The sequence below is a fragment of the Mesorhizobium sp. M1163 genome (assembly GCF_040318415.1).
Classification (GTDB): domain Bacteria; phylum Pseudomonadota; class Alphaproteobacteria; order Rhizobiales; family Rhizobiaceae; genus Mesorhizobium.
The window spans coordinates 84,554-100,768 of sequence record NZ_JAMYMF010000012.1 but is presented as its reverse complement, the minus strand read 5'-3'; the positions used below and the strand labels follow the sequence as shown (position 1 = coordinate 100,768).

Below are 16,215 nucleotides of genomic sequence, written 5' to 3'. Positions count from 1 at the left end.
CGCAAGAAGCGGCGGCCTTTTCCTTTTGAGCTGTTGTCTCCTATCTGGTTACGGTCAACATCTCGACGTTGCGCGCTATATCCTGGAAAGCCTGGTTGAGTTCGGTTCCATTGGCCGCCTGATAAAAGTGCTTGATCTTGGCGGTGTCCGGGCTGGCGCAATCCTGGAGCGTCGCCTTGGCATTCGTTTCGTTTAGGTCAAACCCAATGGTGAAGACCTCAATGCCCTTGTTGCGCATGGCAGCGCAGAGTGTCTTGGCGGCCGTGCGGGTCGGCTCCTTGCCGGCGTCATTGTAAACGTCGCTCACCGTGCTCGCATCGAAGTAGGATAGGTTGAATTCGCCGTCGGTCATCAGGATCGCGATTTTGGCGACCTTTTTTGGATCCATCTTGGCCGGCCGTTGCGAAGTCCTCATGATGCTCCCCCAGTTCTCCGACAGCATGTACCAGGTCCACTGCACGCCGATATGGCCGGCGGTGCCGCCGGATGCGACGAAATTCTTGATGACCGTCTTGAGCGCCGTCGCATCCGCCGTCAGCGGCATCAGCGTGGCGGCCGGGCAGGCGGCGGTGCCGGTTTGCCAAGCGAAGGACGACAGCAGGTAGTCGCGGTTGACCATGCTGGCGTCGGGGCCCGCGTCCGAATATTGATAGATCCCCTTGCGTTCGGTGGCGCAATTGTCCGGACGGATGAAGCCCGAGATATATTGCACGGCGTCATTGGCCGGCGCCTGTTTGCGTTGGCTGGTGCTGGTTTCCACATAGACGCTGCTGGGCGCAAGTGTACCCGCATTCACCGAATTTGCGTAAGGCACGATGGCAACCCGCACTCGTGGCTTGGAGGGGTCCTGACCGCCCAGGAAACTGTCGACGGCATTCGCCGCAGCCGTCCGCAGATCGATGATTTTCTGGCCGGCCATCGACCCGGTCACATCGAGCATCATTGCGACTTCGATCTGCTTGTCCGAATAGAGCGCCATCGTCGATGCGGGAACGCTTTGCATGCCACTCGTGCCGAAAAGCGGGAAATAGTAGCTGACATTGACATGGACATCCGCCTGGACCGTGTTTGCAGTCCGGTCGACGGTCAGCTTGTCGAGAACGATCTGGTTGTCCTGCAGGATACCCGCCGTGCTGTTGGCATCGAGAAAGGCCTGCACTGATTTGCTGGCGTCGGCCTCGCTGATGACGCCGGTTGTCAGGTCCCGCGCCGTCGAGGTGACCGCAGCGTCGACGACGCCTTGCAGGCTCGATTTCACATTGTAGAGTTGGGACACGTTGACGGCAAAGCCGACACTCAGCGCCAGCACCGAGCCGATTATACCAAACAGCACCGCGAAATTTCCGCTGCGATCCCCGGCAAAGCCGCCGATCGCCTGAACAAGACCCCCGAAACGCTGCATTCCTTCCGCCTCCATTCGCCACAGCCTGCAGCTGTCCGAAGGCGCATTGCAGGAATCCGGCCGGATCGCGCCGCCAGGCGCGGGAAAGCGAGCGGCTCCCGCTCAGGCCATTGTTTCCAAACGGTTTCGAGCGACGGCAAGGTAAACAGCCGGTAAATAAAAGCCGCGTCAGCGCGGCATTGTTGACAAAGCGCTTACCACGATCAGGCTCGCAATTCAGGACGGCTGGACTGCGTCCCAATCCGGTACAGACGAGATGTATCGAACCGGATCAGCACGACCGCGGTTGCGGGAGATGGAAATCTGGACTGTGAAAGGACTATGCCAGCATCCGTGCGCTGATGGTCTTGTCGACGCCGCGATAAGGCGGCTTGAAGAGATTGCCTTCCTGCTCGTGCGTCCAGACCTTGAATCGGCTGAGCCGATGCGGGCCGAAACTGTGCAGCAGCGGCACGTCGGTGGCATCGCGGCCGCGCGCTATGACGACGCGGCCGATCCTCGGCACATTGTGGCGAGGATCGAACGTGTACCATCTGCCGTCGAGGAACACTTCCACCCACGCCGAGAAATCCATCGGCGCCGGATCGGCGGGTACGCCGATATCGCCAAGATAGCCGTTCACGTAACGGGCCGGGATATTCATGCAGCGGCAGAGCGTGATCGCCAGATGGGCAAAGTCGCGGCAGACGCCGACGCGCTCCTCATGCGCCTGCGCCGCCGTGCGGGTCGGGCGCGCATAGCCGTAGCCAAAGGACAGGCGGTTGTGGACATAGTCGACGATCGCCTGCACCCGCGCCCAACCCGGCGGAAGCTGGCCGAAAAGTTGCCAGGCGAGATCGCTGAGATGATCGGTCTCGCAGTAACGGCTGCCAAGCAGATAGCCTAGCACCTCGTCCGGCAATTCCGCGACCGGGACTTCCCCGGCCAGCGTGTTGACCTCGTCCGTCTCGCCACCGTCCTCGATCACCGCGTCATAGAGGATGCGAAAGCTTCCTGCCGGCGCCGTGAAGCGGCGGCAGCTATTGCCGAAAAGATCGTGGTAGACCCTGGTCGGCACGGATGGCGACGTCAGTACGCGCGTCTGCCGCTTGATGTCGGCCTGACGATCCCCGTGGATGTCGAGCAATGAAACGACCGGCGTTGGTGCAACGCATTCAATGCCAATTTCATAGCCGAGCCGAATCAGCATCGCCCTCCCCTGCGATCGTCATGGAAGATAGTGCTGGTCAACGCAGGAGAGTGCGCGCGGTTCCTTGCGAACGTCGAAAACGAGGTCTCGCGGCTTCCCATACGGACGCGGCAACGTTACGGTCGATCGATATGCTCCCTTCGAAATAATCCTTCCAAGATGACCCCGGGAAAACCGATGTTTGCAGGCAGAAAATTCGCGGCCTTCCTGTTCGATATGGACGGCACGATTCTCAATTCGATTGCCGCGGCGGAAAGGGTCTGGGCAGCCTGGGCGCACCGGCAAGGTCTTGACGTCGCTGCATTCCTGCCGACCATCCACGGCGTGCGGGCGATCGAGACCATCGGCCGGCTGGCGCTCCCAGGGATCGATCCTGCCCGCGAAGCCGATGCGCTTTTGCAGGCCGAAGCAGCCGACGTCGAAGGCATCCACCCGATTACCGGCGCCGCGGCATTCCTGGCGTCGCTGCCGCCCGGGAGCTGGGCGATCGCCACTTCGGCGCCCCGTGAACTCGCTCTGCTGCGCCTGCAGGCCGCCGGCATTCCGGCTCCCGCCGTGATCGTTGCGGCAGAGGATGTCTCCCGCGGCAAGCCGGCGCCCGACTGCTTCCGGCTGGCGGCCGAACGGCTCGGCGTCGACGTGCGCGATTGCCTCGTCTTCGAAGACGCACCGGCAGGCATAGCAGCAGCCGAGGCCGCGGGCGCCGCGGTCGTCGTGATCAGCGCCACGCACCGGCATCCGTTGGAGACGCCGCATGCCGCCATCGCCGGCTATGACACGATCGGCGTCGCCGTCGATGCCAGCGGCTGGATTGCCATCGAAGCGGAGCGGGCCGCCCAGCCTGCTTAGCTGGTACCCTGCTTAGCCAGCACCCTGCCTGGGCTAAAAGTCGCTGGTCAGGCCCTTGACCTCCCAGTCGCCGTAGCGGCCGGGTTCCTTGCCGCCGCGCCCACCGATCTCCCTCGGCAGCGTGGCTTCCTTCTCGCGATATTGCTCCCGCCGGGCCTCGGCCTCGGCCAAAGCGCGCCGGGCTGCCGGCGTCAGTGGCTTGTGCGGCGAGCCGTTAGCATGCGTTTGGCTGGTTTTGTCGATCATGCGATCTTCCGCTAGATTGAAACAGGCCCCGATTGAAACGGGAACCGCTGTTTCCCATCATATAGCGATGGGCCCACAAGGATCGACCCCTTTGTTGGGCCAGAACGGAGCAGACGATGAACACCCTTCGCACCGCCATGCTTTTGGCCGCAATGACGGCCCTGTTCATGGGTGTCGGCTATCTGGTCGGCGGATCCGGCGGCATGATGATCGCCTTGCTGATCGCCGCCGGCACCAATTTGTTCAGCTATTGGAACGCCGACAAGATGGTGCTGTCGATGCACCGTGCGATCGAGGTCAACGAAAGCAACGCGCCCGAATATTACGCCATCGTGAAGGGTCTCGCGCAACGCGCCGGCCTGCCGATGCCGAGAACCTATCTCATCGACAATCCTCAGCCCAATGCCTTCGCCACCGGCCGCAATCCGCAAAATGCCGCTGTCGCCGCCAGCACCGGCCTGCTCGAGCAGCTCTCACATGAAGAAGTCGCGGCGGTGATGGCGCATGAGCTTGCCCATGTGCAGCACCGCGACACGCTGACCATGACGATCGTCGCGACCTTTGCCGGCGCAATTTCGATGCTCGGCAATTTCGCTTTCTTCTTCGGCGGCAACCGCGACAACAACAATTCCTTCGGCATCGTCGGCGTGCTGGTGGCGATGATCGTCGCGCCCCTGGCCGCCATGATCGTGCAGATGGCGGTGAGCCGCACCCGCGAATACGAGGCCGACCGGCGCGGGGCCGAAATCTGTGGACACCCGCTGTGGCTCGCCTCGGCACTTGACAAGATCGCGCGGGGCGCCGAACGCATCCGCAACCCGGATGCCGAGCGCAATCCGGCAACCGCCCATCTCTTCATCATCAATCCTCTTTCCGGCGAGCGCATGGACAGTTTGTTTTCCACTCACCCGAGCACAGAAAACCGCATCGCCGCATTGCAGAGGATGGCGAGCGAGATGGCCGGCGCACCCGGAGCGGCCGCGACGCCAAAGCCGGCGCCGGAAGGGACCGGGCAGCAGCCGTCGGGTCCGTGGGACAGGGCCGCCCGGCCCGAGGGGCCGGTTGAGCCGGCCAAGCCGAGACCCAATCCCTGGGGACGCAATCCGACCGGACCCAAAGGTCCGTGGTCGTGAGCGCAGCACAACGCCGGCACGCAATTCCAGGTGATCGCGAGCACAATTCGGGCAGCGAGGCCGTAGCCGGTCTCGCCGCGCGCAAGGCAGCCGCGCGCCTGCTTGCCGCCGTCATCGACGCGAGGACGCCGCTCGACGGGCTGACCGACCATGAAAACGGCCATCCGCAATACAAGGCGCTCGACCTGCGCGACCGCGCCCTGGTACGCGCCATTCTGGTCACCGCCCTGCGCTACCGCATGACCATATCGGGCCTTTTGGCCCGCCGCCTGGAAAAGCCGCTGCCGCCCAACGCTACGGCGCTTTCGCACATCTTGCACGTGGCGGCGGCACAGATCCTGTTCCTCGATGTTCCCGACAGCGCCGCCGTCGACCTCGCCGTGACGCACGCCAAGTCCGATCCGCGCACGGCGCGCTTTTCCGGCCTCGTCAACGGCGTGCTGCGCACGCTGGCGCGGTCCAAGCAGGACGAGCTCGCGGCAGCACTTGCCGCCACCGACGAGGCGCCGAAATGGTTTTCCGACCGTTTGAAAACGATCTACGGCCCCGACAAGGCCAGGCAGATACTGCTCGCCCACCGCCATGAGGCGCCGGTCGACTTCTCGGTCAAGTCGGACCCGGCGCTGTGGGCCGAACGGCTCGGCGGCTTCGTCTTACCGACCGGCACGGTGCGGGTCGAGAAGCTCAGCGCTTCCGTGACCGAACTGCCCGGCTTTGGGGAAGGCGCCTGGTGGGTTCAGGATGCAGCGGCCAGCCTGCCGGCCCGGCTGTTCGGCGACATCAATTGTTTGCGAATCGCCGACCTCTGCGCCGCGCCGGGCGGCAAGACCGCCCAGCTGATCCTCGCCGGCGCCCATGTCACTGCGCTCGACATGTCCAGAACGCGGCTGGCACGGCTGACGCAGAACCTCGAAAGGCTCGGCTTGGCCGCGGAGATCGTCGAGGCCGATCTGCTCAAATACGAGCCGAAGAACCGCTTCGACGCCGTCCTCCTCGACGCACCTTGCTCTTCGACCGGCACGGTGCGGCGGCATCCCGACGTTCCCTGGACGAAGACGGCGGCCGACGTCGAAAAATTGGCCGACCTGCAACGCCGGCTGCTTGCCCGCGCCATCACCCTGGTCAAGCCTGGCGGTCGCATCGTCTTTTCCAACTGTTCGCTCGATCCGCTGGAAGGCGAAGAGCTCTATCGCGACTTTCTCGCCGGCAATGCGGAGATCATCGACGACCCGCTTCGGCCAGGCGAGATTGCCGGCATCGACCCATTCCTGACGCCGCAAGGCACGTTGCGCACCACGCCGGCCGATCTGGAGCTTGGCTCACCGGCGCGTTCCGGGCTGGACGGTTTCTTTGCCGCCCGCATGCGCAGAGCCGGCTAAGGGCCGATCTTGAAGCGCCATCCGACTTCTTGGGGCGAGGAGGCATGGAAAACAGGCTGAACGGCCCCACTGCCGCGGAATTCGCCTTCGCACAAGTTCTTGAATCATATAAACTTGTGCTTGGGTGAGGACGATCAGGAGGGGTTTTGGCAATCGCTGCCGGTAACACGACGCGTCTGTGGACGCTTGTCGCGAGGGAGTTCTGGCGCAAGACGCGCCGGCGCTTGCGTGCCGGGCCACTCTATCGCTGGCGCTACTCCGGCCGCACGCCGGAGCGCGTCCTGATTGCCCCGCCGGACCTGCGACTCGCCGATCCTCAGATCGCACTCGAGATCTATTACGGCCGCTATCCGCTTTCGGGGCATCTGGTCGAGACCGGCGGCAAATCGCCCTTCCAGATCGACGTGCCCAATCCCGGCTGGCAAAAGACGCTGCACGGCTTTCGCTGGCTGCGCCATATGCGTGCCGCGGGTACGGAACTCGCCGCCGCCAACGCGCGGGCGTTGGTTTCCGACTGGATTGCAATCCATGGCAGCCATATTTCCGGCGTCGCCTGGGAGCCCGGCACGACGGCCAAGCGCGCCATTGCCTGGCTGCAGCATTCCTCGATCGTGTTGCAGGGCGCCGAATTTCCGTTCTACCGCGCCTTCCTGAAATCGCTCGCCGTCCAGATCCGCTATTTGCGCGCCATGGCGCGCGAGATGCCGGACGGCAAGGACAGGCTGCGCGCGCGCATTGCGCTGGCCTTTGCCGCTTTGTCGCTGCCGGCGCCGGCCTCGGCGCTGCGCGGTGCCACCCGCAATCTCGCCGAGGAGCTCGACCGCCAGATCCTGCCTGACGGCGGCCATATCTCGCGCAATCCGATGGCAGTGCTTGAAATACTCGCAGACCTTCTGCCGTTGCGCCAGACATACGCCAATCAGGCCGAGACGCCGCCGGCCGCCCTGATCGGCGCCATCGACCGGATGCTGCCGGCGCTGCGCTTCTTTCGCCATCAGGATGGCAGCCTTGCCCGCTTCAACGGCATGGGCGCCACCATCCACGACCGCATCGCCAGCATCCTGCATCACGACGACACCGCCGGCGCACCACTGCTGCACGCGCCGCATTCGGGTTATGAGCGCCTGTCGATGGGTGGTGTCACGGTGATCGCCGATACCGGCCCGCCGCCGCCCGTCGACGTGTCCAATGCCGCTCACGCCGGATGCCTCGCCTTCGAATTGTCGTCGGGCCGCCAGCATTATATCGTCAATGCGGGCATAGACACCTATGGTGCCGCCGAGTTCCGGCCGCTTGCCCGCGCCACCGCCGCCCACTCCACCGCCACCATCAACGACACGTCGTCGGCGCGCTTCAACCACTCCTTGCGCGTCAACGACCTGCTCGGCACGCCTTTGATAGGCGGGCCGCAGCATGTGCCTTGCAAGCGCACGGACCAGAAGGGCAGCCAGGGCTTCATCGCCCGCCATGACGGCTATGTGGCGCGCTTCGGCTTCCTGCATGAGCGCGAGCTGAAATTGTCGACCGAGGGCAATGTGCTTGCCGGCAGGGACCGCTTCCTGCGGCCGGGCGGCGCTTCTATCCGCAACAATGGCCGTGATTTCGTTACAGTGCGTTTCCATGTCCATCCCGACATAAACATGCTCCAGGATGAGCATGACCGCCTGGTGCTGACCGCCGACCACGCCGATACCTGGGTGTTTACCTCCACCGAAGTGGCACCCGAGGTCGAGGAATCGATCTATTTCGCCGGGCTCGGCGGTCCACGCCGCAGCCGCCAGATCGTGCTTGCGTTCAAGGCCTCGGAGATTCCCGAGGTGCATTGGCAATTAACGCGGACAATTATCGCCGGCCGTCAGGACAAAGCTGATGCCGGTCGCAACGGCAGACACTGATCAAGCCTTGCGGCTTGATTTCCGGGCCTCATATGCTACGGCCCGCGGACGCTCTCCAACCACACGTGGAAAGGCCGCCAGCCCATGGCCGTCGCCGCCAAGAATATTCCCGCGCCCGACCTTGTACCCATCCGTCGCGCGCTGCTCTCCGTCTTCGACAAGACCGGCCTGATCGATTTCGCCAGGGCGCTGGCTTCGGCCGGCGTCGAGCTGGTCTCGACCGGCGGCACGGCAAAGGCCCTGGCCGATGCGGGCATGGCGGTGCGCGACGTATCCGAGCTCACCGGCTTTCCCGAGATCATGGACGGGCGCGTCAAGACGCTGCACCCGTCGGTGCATGGTGCACTGCTCGGCGTGCGCGACGATCCAGAGCACGCCGCGGCGATGCGCGACCACGGCATCGAGCCGATCGATCTCGTCGTCTCCAATCTTTATCCGTTCGAAGAGGTGCGCCGCTCCGGCGCCGACTACGCCGCGATCGTCGAGAACATCGACATCGGCGGCCCGGCGATGATCCGTGCCTCTGCCAAGAACCACGCTTATGTCGGCATCGTCACCGACCCTGACGATTATGCCTCGGTGCTCAACGCGCTGGAGATGAATTTCGGCTCGTTGTCGCTGGATTTCCGCAAGAAGCTGGCAGCCAAGGCCTTTGCCCGCACCGCCAGCTACGATGCGGCGATCTCGGGATGGTTCGCCGAGGCGCTTGAGATCGAGCATCCGACATGGCGCGCCTTCGGCGGCAAGCTGCAATCGGTGATGCGCTACGGCGAAAACCCGCATCAGGGCGCCGGCTTCTATGTCAACGGCGACAGGCGGCCGGGCGTCGCCACGGCACGCCAGCTTCAGGGCAAGCAGCTTTCCTACAACAACATCAACGATACCGACGCCGCCTTCGAGCTGGTCGGCGAGTTCGATCCGACCCGCTCCGCAGCGGTAGCCATCATCAAGCACGCCAACCCGTGCGGCGTCGCCGAAGGCGCTTCGCTGCAAGCGGCCTATGCCAAGGCGCTGGCCTGCGACCCGGTCTCGGCCTACGGCGGCATCGTCGCCATGAACCGTATCCTCGATGCCGCAGCCGCCGAAGAGATCGTCAAGACCTTTACCGAAGTGATCATCGCACCGGAGGCGTCCGATGATGCAATCCGCATCATTGGCGTCAAGAAGAATCTACGCCTGCTGGTCACCGGCGGCCTGCCCGACCCGCGCGCGGCGGGCCTTGGCTTGAAATCGGTTGCTGGCGGCTTGCTCGTCCAGGGCCGCGACAATGCGGTGGTGGATGACCTCGAGCTGAAAGTGGTGACCCGGCGCGCGCCGACATCGGCCGAATTGGCCGATCTGAAATTCGCCTTTCGCGTGGCAAAGCACGTCAAGTCGAACGCCATCGTCTATGCCAGGGACGGCGCCACCGTCGGCATCGGCGCCGGCCAGATGAGCCGGGTCGATTCCTCGCGCATCGCCGCGCGCAAGGCGCTCGACGCGGCCGAGGCTGCCGGTCTGACGGAGCCTTTGACCAAGGGCTCGGTCGTCGCCTCGGATGCCTTTTTCCCGTTCGCGGATGGGCTTTTGTCGGCAATCGAAGCCGGCGCCACCGCCGTCATCCAGCCCGGCGGCTCGATGCGCGACGACGACGTCATCGCCGCCGCCGACGCTCACGGCATTGCCATGGTCTTCACCGGAGTGAGGCACTTCCGGCATTAGGACGCCTTACCCTCCCGCTGTGGGAGAGGGGAAGAGCAGCTCACTCTGCCGGCCGATCCGCCGGATAGGGCGTGCCGATCAGGATCGCCATGCCGGCGCCGAGGAACAGCACGATCGCCGCCATGCCGAGCCGCGCCGAGCCGCTGGCCAGGGTGATCGTGGCCACCATGAAGGGTGCGGCAAAACTCGTTGCCCGACCGGCCAGCGCATAGATGCCGAAATAGCGGCCGGATTCGGCTGCGGAGACGCTGCGCGCCATGTAGGAGCGCGACGATGCCTGCACCGGCCCGAAGGCAAGCCCGATCAGCAGGCCGTAGAAAATGTAGGCTTTTTCCGCCGCCGTGCCGAACAATCCGCCACCGTCCAGTCCGGGCATCACCCAAGCGCCGAACAGCGTATAGCCCGGGCCGGTCGAGACGATGCCGATCGTGGCAATGCTCAGCATGACCAGCGAAATCATCACGATGGTCTTGGAACCCAGTGCTGTATCGAGGCGTGCGGCAACCAGGCAGCCGACGATGGCAACGACGTTGAGGATGATGCCGAACAGGCCGATCTCGGTGATCGACCAATGGAACATCGCCGCCGCAAACGTTCCGCCGAGCGCCAGCAGCGCGTTGACGCCGTCCTGATAGATCATGCGGGCGACGAGAAAGCGAAAAATGCCGCTGCGCTGGCGCACTTCGGCCAGCGTCGACTTCAGTTCCGACAGGCCCTCGCGCACCGCCGGCCCGATTGGAATGCCTTTGATCGCATCAGGCGTGAAAAAGAACATCGGCAGGATGAACAGGAAATACCAGGCCGCCGACAACGGTCCGGTGGCGCGCGCGTCCTCGCCTAGCCTGGGGTCGAGGCCGAAGATCGGGTCGAGCCCAACGACGGTCTTGCCGGTTTCAGGCGAGCCGGCCATGACGGTAACGACGAAGATCAGCGCGATCATGCCGCCGAGATAGCCGAGCCCCCAGGCCATGTTCGAGATTCGACCGATGTCGCTCTTCGGCACCAGGCGCGGCATCATCGAATCATTGAACACGGTCGAGAATTCCGCCGCGACCGACGCCAGCGAGAACAACGCCACGACCAGAAAAAGGTTGGAGCCGGGCGCGGCGAACCACAGCAGGGTGAGGCTGGTGATCTTGACCGCGGCGAAGAAGGCTATCCACGGTTTGCGTGGTCCGGTCTGATCGGCGATCGAGCCGAGGATCGGCGACAAAACGGCGATGACGAGGCCGGCGGCGGCGATGCCGTAGCCCCAGGCCGCTTGCCCGGTCTCGGGATTGCTGGCCATGCGCGAGACGAAATAAGGACCGAAGATGAAGGTGGTGACGACCGTGAAGAACGGCTGGGCCGCCCAGTCGAACAGCATCCATCCCCAGATGCCGCGTCCCGACGCACGCTGCACTGTCATCTCAGCCATGTCCCCTTCGCTGGAGCTTGCTCCATGCCGATCGAATCGGCATGATGCGCCGTCTTCTTGTTGAGCACGATCTTGTCCAAAAGCCGATCGTTACGTTTGGGATCATGCTCCGGCGCCCCCCAAAGCAGCGCGCCGTTCGCTCTATAGCGCAGTTCTTCCCGGCAATCCCGCGCGATGTGGAAGACTTCTCACAGCGCCGTCAGATCACTCATCAGGCCGGACGCCACGGACAGCCGGGACACGGTGATGTCGCCGCCCTCGGTCAGCGCCTGCAACCGCTCGCGGATGCGCCCGACCCGTTCGCCGCCGGCCTCCAACCATGCTGTCACCGGATCCGCCGCCTCGGCATGGCCGGTGAGTGCCGCCACGGCGATGCCGCGCCTGGCCGCCCCAATCGTGTCGGTGGCGCGGGAAAGCGCCAGCTGATCGTAATAATCCGAGGGCGTGATCGAGCGCGCCGCGTCCTCGACGCGCGGGATGCGGAAGACATCGCTGACCGCAAAAAACGCCTTCGCGGCAGCGACGATGCCGGCATTCGCGGTCCGCGCCGTCAGCGCGATATCGGGAACGAGTTCCGCCACGTCGGTCAGCGCCAGCTGTTCGGCAAGGCTCTCCGGCGCGCCGCCTTTTGACAGGCTGTGCCGCCGCTCCTCGATCCGCTCGCGCGAGAAGGCCGGCAGCAGCGACACGAGCTTCGGCTCCAGCGCCTTGCGCGCATCCTGCAACTCGGTGATCCGCTGCCCGAGCGGCGCGGTGCCGGCATCATTCTTCAGGTACCAGCCGCTCGTCATAAAGATCAGCCGGCTGACCGCCTGATAGAGGTCGAGCTGGATCTGCCCGTCGATCTGGTTATCGAGCGCGTCGATCTGGCGATAGAGCGCCGGCAGCGCAAAGCCATCCCGCACCACCGCGAAGGTGCGCACGACATCGGCGGCACTGCGCCCGGTCGCTTCCTGCAGCCTGTTGACGAAGGACGGGCCGCCGCGATTGACCAGATCGTTGGCGACGACACGGGCGATGATCTCGCGGCGCAGGCGATGGCCGTGGATTTCCGCCGCATATTTTTTTGCCATGCGGTCGGGAAAGTAACCCATCAGGTCGCGGTCGAAATGCGGATCGTCGGGCACGTCGCTGGCGACAATATCGGAAAACAGCACGATCTTGGCATAGGCGAGCAGCACGCCGAGCTCGGCCCGGGTCAGCGGCTCTCCGCGCGTCTCGCGCTCGGCAAGGGCCGCCGGCGACGGCAGCGTCTCGACGGCACGGTCGAGCAGCCCGCGTGCCTCCAGCGCCGCCATGAAACGGCTCTGATGGGCGATGTCGGCAAGGCCGCGCTTGCGGGCAAGGGACAGCGCCAGCGTCTGCTGGTAGTTGTTGGACAGCACCAGGGCGCTGACCTCGTCGGTCATTTCGGCCAGCAATTTGTTGCGCGCCGGCCGCGTCAGCGATCCCTTGCGCATGGCGGAAGCCAGCGCGATCTTGATATTGACCTCGACGTCGGAGCAATTCACGCCGCCCGAATTGTCGATGGCATCTGAGTTGCAGCGGCCGCCATTCGATCCGAATTCGATGCGCGCCCGCTGCGTGACGCCGAGATTGGCTCCCTCACCGATGACCTTGGCACGCAGGTCGAGCGCGGTGATGCGGATCGCGTCATTGGCACGGTCGCCGACGTCCTGGTTGGTCTCGCCCGATGCCCTGACATAGGTGCCGATGCCGCCAAACCACAAAAGGTCTGCCGGCGCCTTGAGAATGGCACTCATGATCTCGACTGGCGTGGCCGTTGTCTTGCCGAGGCCGATCGCCGCAGCCGCGGGCGCCGGCAAGGTGATCGACTTCTGGCTGCGCGAGACGATGATGCCGCCCTCCGACAGCTTCGTCTTGTCGTAATCCTGCCAGCTTGAACGGGCGAGAGCGAACATACGCCGGCGCTCGGCCATCGAAGCCGCCATGTCGGGATCGGGATCGATGAAGATGTCGCGATGATCAAAGGCGGCGATCAGCCGGGTCTGCTCCGACAGCAGCATGCCGTTGCCGAACACGTCGCCCGACATGTCGCCGACGCCGACGACAGTGAACGGCGTGGTTTGGATGTCGCGGTTCATCTCGCGGAAATGCCGCTTGACTGCTTCCCAGGCGCCCTTCGCGGTGATGCCCATCTTCTTGTGGTCGTATCCGGCCGAACCGCCGCTGGCGAAAGCGTCGTCGAGCCAGAAGCCGTGCCTTTCGCTTATGGCGTTGGCGGTGTCCGAGAAGGTCGCCGTTCCCTTGTCCGCGGCGACGACGAAATACGGATCATCCTGATCGCGCCGCACCACGCCGGCTGGCGGGATGACGCCGTCCAGGCCGATATTGTCGGTGATCGACAACAGGCTGGAAACGTAATTCTTGTAGGCGGCCGTGCCGGCCTCGAAAATGGCGTCGCGCCCGGCGCTCATCGGCAGCTTTTTCGGGTAGAAGCCGCCCTTGGCGCCAACCGGCACGATCACCGCATTCTTGACCTGCTGTGCCTTGACCAGGCCAAGCACCTCGGTGCGATAGTCCTGCGCACGGTCCGACCAGCGCAGGCCGCCGCGCGCGACCGGGCCGAAGCGCAGATGCACGCCCTCGACCTCGGAGCCATAGACGAAGATCTCGCGCCATGGCCGCGGCGCCGGCAGCCCGTCGACCGATTGCGAATCGAGCTTGATCGCCAGTGATTGGCCCTTCTCTTTCGTATCGGCAACGAAATGATTGGTGCGCAGCGAGGCTTCGATCAGGTTCAGATAACGTCGGATGATGGTGTCGTCGTCGATGTTGGGAACGTCTTCCAGCGCATCCGTGATCTTGGCCTTCAGATGTTTGGCCTGAACGACGCCTTCCGTCTCATCCGTCGGGCCGAGGCGGGCGACGAACAGCGCATGCAGTCCGCGGGCGATCTCGGGATAGCGGTTGAGTGCGGCGGCGATGAAGTCCTGGCTCTGCGGGATACCGGCCTGCTGCAGATAGCGGCCATAGGCGCGCAGGACGGTGATCTCGCCCGACCACAGGCCTGCGGTCTGGGCGAGGCCGTTATAGCCGTCATTGTCGACATTGCCGCGCCAGACCGAAAGGAACGCGTCCTCGAACAGCGCGCCGCCATTGCCGAGGTCGATCGGCCTGCCGTAGCTGTTCTCAAGTTCCATGTCGTGGATGAAGACCATGCCGGATTGATTGTCGCCGACCTCGAAAGTACGCTCGCTGATGACGCGGAAACCGATGTTTTCCAGCACGGGCACGCGCCGCGACAGCGCCACCGGGCTGCCATGGTGATAGATTTTCAGCGCCGCCTGATGCGGCTTCTGGTCGGCGTGACGGTAATAGTCGATGGCGATCGGATTTGACGCATCGAGCCTGGCGATGCGCCCGGCATCGGCCAGCGCCACGGCCGGCGGGAAACTGTCGCGATAACTTTCCGAAAAGCGCGAGGCGATGGCCGTTAGCTTCGCGTCGGCCCCGGTCTCGGTCGCGGTCTCGCGCAGTGCATCGTCCCAGGTCCGTACGATGTCGCGAATCGCCGCCTCGATCGTCGCCTGCTCGACCTTCGGCGTCTTGCCGCCGGAGCGGCCGATGATGAAGTGGACGCGCGCCAGCCCGCCTTCCGGGAAGGCCGGATAATAGGCCGACAGCCGGCCTTCGAAGACGGTCTTCAGATAGGTGCCGATCTTCTCGCGCACGACGCTGTCGTAGCGGTCGCGCGGCACGAAGACGAGCACGGAGACGAAGCGGTCGAACTGGTCGACACGCACCAATGCCCTGACGCGCGGCCGCTCGATCAATCCCAGTATGGCTTCGGCATGCTTGCGCAGGATCGGCACCGGAACCTGGAACAACTCGTCGCGCGGATAGCTCTCCAGCACGTTGATCAATGCCTTGCCGGAGTGGTCGCCGGGATTGAAGCCGGATTTGGCAATGACGGTTTCGGCCTTCGAGCGCAGATAGGGGATTTTCATCACCGAGCGCGTATAAGCAGTCGAGGTGAACAGTCCGACGATGCGCAGCTCGCCCGAAAGCACGCCTTTGCCGGTGTAGGTCTTGACGCCGATGTAGTCGAGGTAGATGCGGCGGTGCACCGATGACTTGGCGTTGGCCTTGGTGACGATCAGCGGTTCCGGCCCATGCAGGAAGGCGCGGATTTCCGGCGTCGTGCTCACCGCTTCGGTGCCACGCCTGAGCACCAGCACGTCGGGATCGGAAAGGATGCCGAGGCCGGGCTTTTCGGCACGCTCGAGCATGCCGCTCTTCTCGCCGCCGGTGTATTTGAATTCACGCATGCCTAGAAAGGTGAAATTGTCGTCGCGCAGCCATTCGAGGAAGGCGATCGCCTCGGTGACATGGGCCTTGTCGAGCGGCACCGGCGAGTAGCGGAATTCCGAGATCGCCTGGTCGAGGCGGGCAAGCATCGGCTTCCAGTCGATGACGGCGGCGCGCACCTGACCGAGCAGCTTCGTCAGGCGTGCGGAAAGGCCTTCGGCCTGCTCGGCCGAAAGGCGGCCGATATGGACATGGATGATGCTCAGCCGGTCATGGCTGTGCTCGCCCTTGGCATAACCGCCATCGCCGAGGATTTCCTCGACGCCGTTCTTGCCGTGCCTGACCACGATGACCGGGTGGGTAACCAGCAGCGGCTCGCCGGCGCTCTCTGTAATCTCACCGAGGACGGAATCGAACAGGAACGGCATGTTGTCGTTGACGACGGTGATCACCGTCATCGGCCGGCCTTGGCGGACGACACCGGAATCGACGTCTATGGCAACGACGCAGTCGTCCTTCTTGTGCCGGGCGACAGCGCGGCCGGCGAGTTCGGCAGCGCGTTCGAGATCGATGACGTCGTAGGCGGCGACATCTTCGGCCGGAGCTCGGGCCAGCAAGTAGTCGGCAAGCCTGCCGGGCTTTTCGCTGCCCTTGGCCGGACTCATCTTTTTCAACTGGCTTGCGGATTTCAGGCCGGCCATGAGCTAATTCCCTCCCGTCATGTTTTTACAA

Annotated in this window: 10 protein-coding genes; 5 read left to right on the top strand and 5 right to left on the bottom strand. The window is 64.3% G+C overall.

Annotated features, from left to right (window positions below; translation table 11 throughout):
* Window positions 1–40: 40 nt before the first annotated feature.
* Window positions 41–1,402 carry a pilus assembly protein TadG-related protein gene (locus NKH43_RS14015; RefSeq protein ID WP_352494119.1) on the bottom strand — a complete coding sequence of 454 codons (1,362 nt, stop codon included), beginning with the start codon at window positions 1,400–1,402 and terminating at the stop codon, window positions 41–43.
* A gap of 319 nt (window positions 1,403–1,721) precedes the next feature.
* Window positions 1,722–2,591: a transglutaminase-like domain-containing protein gene (locus NKH43_RS14010; protein WP_352494118.1), complete on the bottom strand. Its 870-nt coding sequence runs from the start codon at window positions 2,589–2,591 to the stop codon at window positions 1,722–1,724.
* A 177-nt stretch (window positions 2,592–2,768) separates the two neighbouring features.
* Here NKH43_RS14010 and NKH43_RS14005 point away from each other — a divergent pair, with 177 nt between their 5' ends.
* The gene (locus NKH43_RS14005; protein WP_352858682.1) at window positions 2,769–3,440 is read left to right on the top strand and encodes an HAD-IA family hydrolase; all 672 of its coding nucleotides are present in this window, start codon (window positions 2,769–2,771) and stop codon (window positions 3,438–3,440) included.
* Window positions 3,441–3,473: 33 nt separating this feature from the next.
* On the opposite strand, the gene NKH43_RS14000 is transcribed toward NKH43_RS14005, so the two are convergent.
* Window positions 3,474–3,686, bottom strand: a complete 213-nt coding sequence (locus NKH43_RS14000) for a DUF1674 domain-containing protein (RefSeq protein WP_023719727.1) — start codon at window positions 3,684–3,686, stop codon at window positions 3,474–3,476.
* A 116-nt stretch (window positions 3,687–3,802) separates the two neighbouring features.
* Between NKH43_RS14000 and htpX the strand changes: the two genes are divergently transcribed.
* The 4 genes from htpX (at window position 3,803) to purH (ending at window position 9,794) form a co-directional block, all read left to right on the top strand.
* Window positions 3,803–4,819 carry a zinc metalloprotease HtpX gene (gene htpX, locus NKH43_RS13995; protein WP_352858680.1) on the top strand — a complete coding sequence of 339 codons (1,017 nt, stop codon included), beginning with the start codon at window positions 3,803–3,805 and terminating at the stop codon, window positions 4,817–4,819.
* Complete coding sequence (locus NKH43_RS13990) at window positions 4,810–6,198, top strand: RsmB/NOP family class I SAM-dependent RNA methyltransferase (RefSeq protein ID WP_352858678.1); 1,389 nt, start codon at window positions 4,810–4,812, stop codon at window positions 6,196–6,198. Before htpX ends, NKH43_RS13990 begins: the two co-directional genes overlap by 10 nt.
* 146 nt (window positions 6,199–6,344) lie before the next feature.
* Window positions 6,345–8,093: a heparinase II/III family protein gene (locus tag NKH43_RS13985; RefSeq protein ID WP_352858676.1), complete on the top strand. Its 1,749-nt coding sequence runs from the start codon at window positions 6,345–6,347 to the stop codon at window positions 8,091–8,093.
* A gap of 84 nt (window positions 8,094–8,177) precedes the next feature.
* Window positions 8,178–9,794, top strand: coding sequence for a bifunctional phosphoribosylaminoimidazolecarboxamide formyltransferase/IMP cyclohydrolase (gene purH / locus NKH43_RS13980; RefSeq protein WP_352858674.1), 1,617 nt, complete (start codon window positions 8,178–8,180; stop codon window positions 9,792–9,794).
* A gap of 40 nt (window positions 9,795–9,834) precedes the next feature.
* Here the strand turns inward: purH and NKH43_RS13975 are convergent, their stop codons facing one another.
* Window positions 9,835–11,211: an MFS transporter gene (locus NKH43_RS13975; protein WP_352858673.1), complete on the bottom strand. Its 1,377-nt coding sequence runs from the start codon at window positions 11,209–11,211 to the stop codon at window positions 9,835–9,837.
* Window positions 11,212–11,399: 188 nt separating this feature from the next.
* Window positions 11,400–16,184, bottom strand: coding sequence for an NAD-glutamate dehydrogenase (locus tag NKH43_RS13970; RefSeq protein ID WP_352858671.1), 4,785 nt, complete (start codon window positions 16,182–16,184; stop codon window positions 11,400–11,402).
* Between the last annotated feature and the right edge of the window lie 31 nt (window positions 16,185–16,215).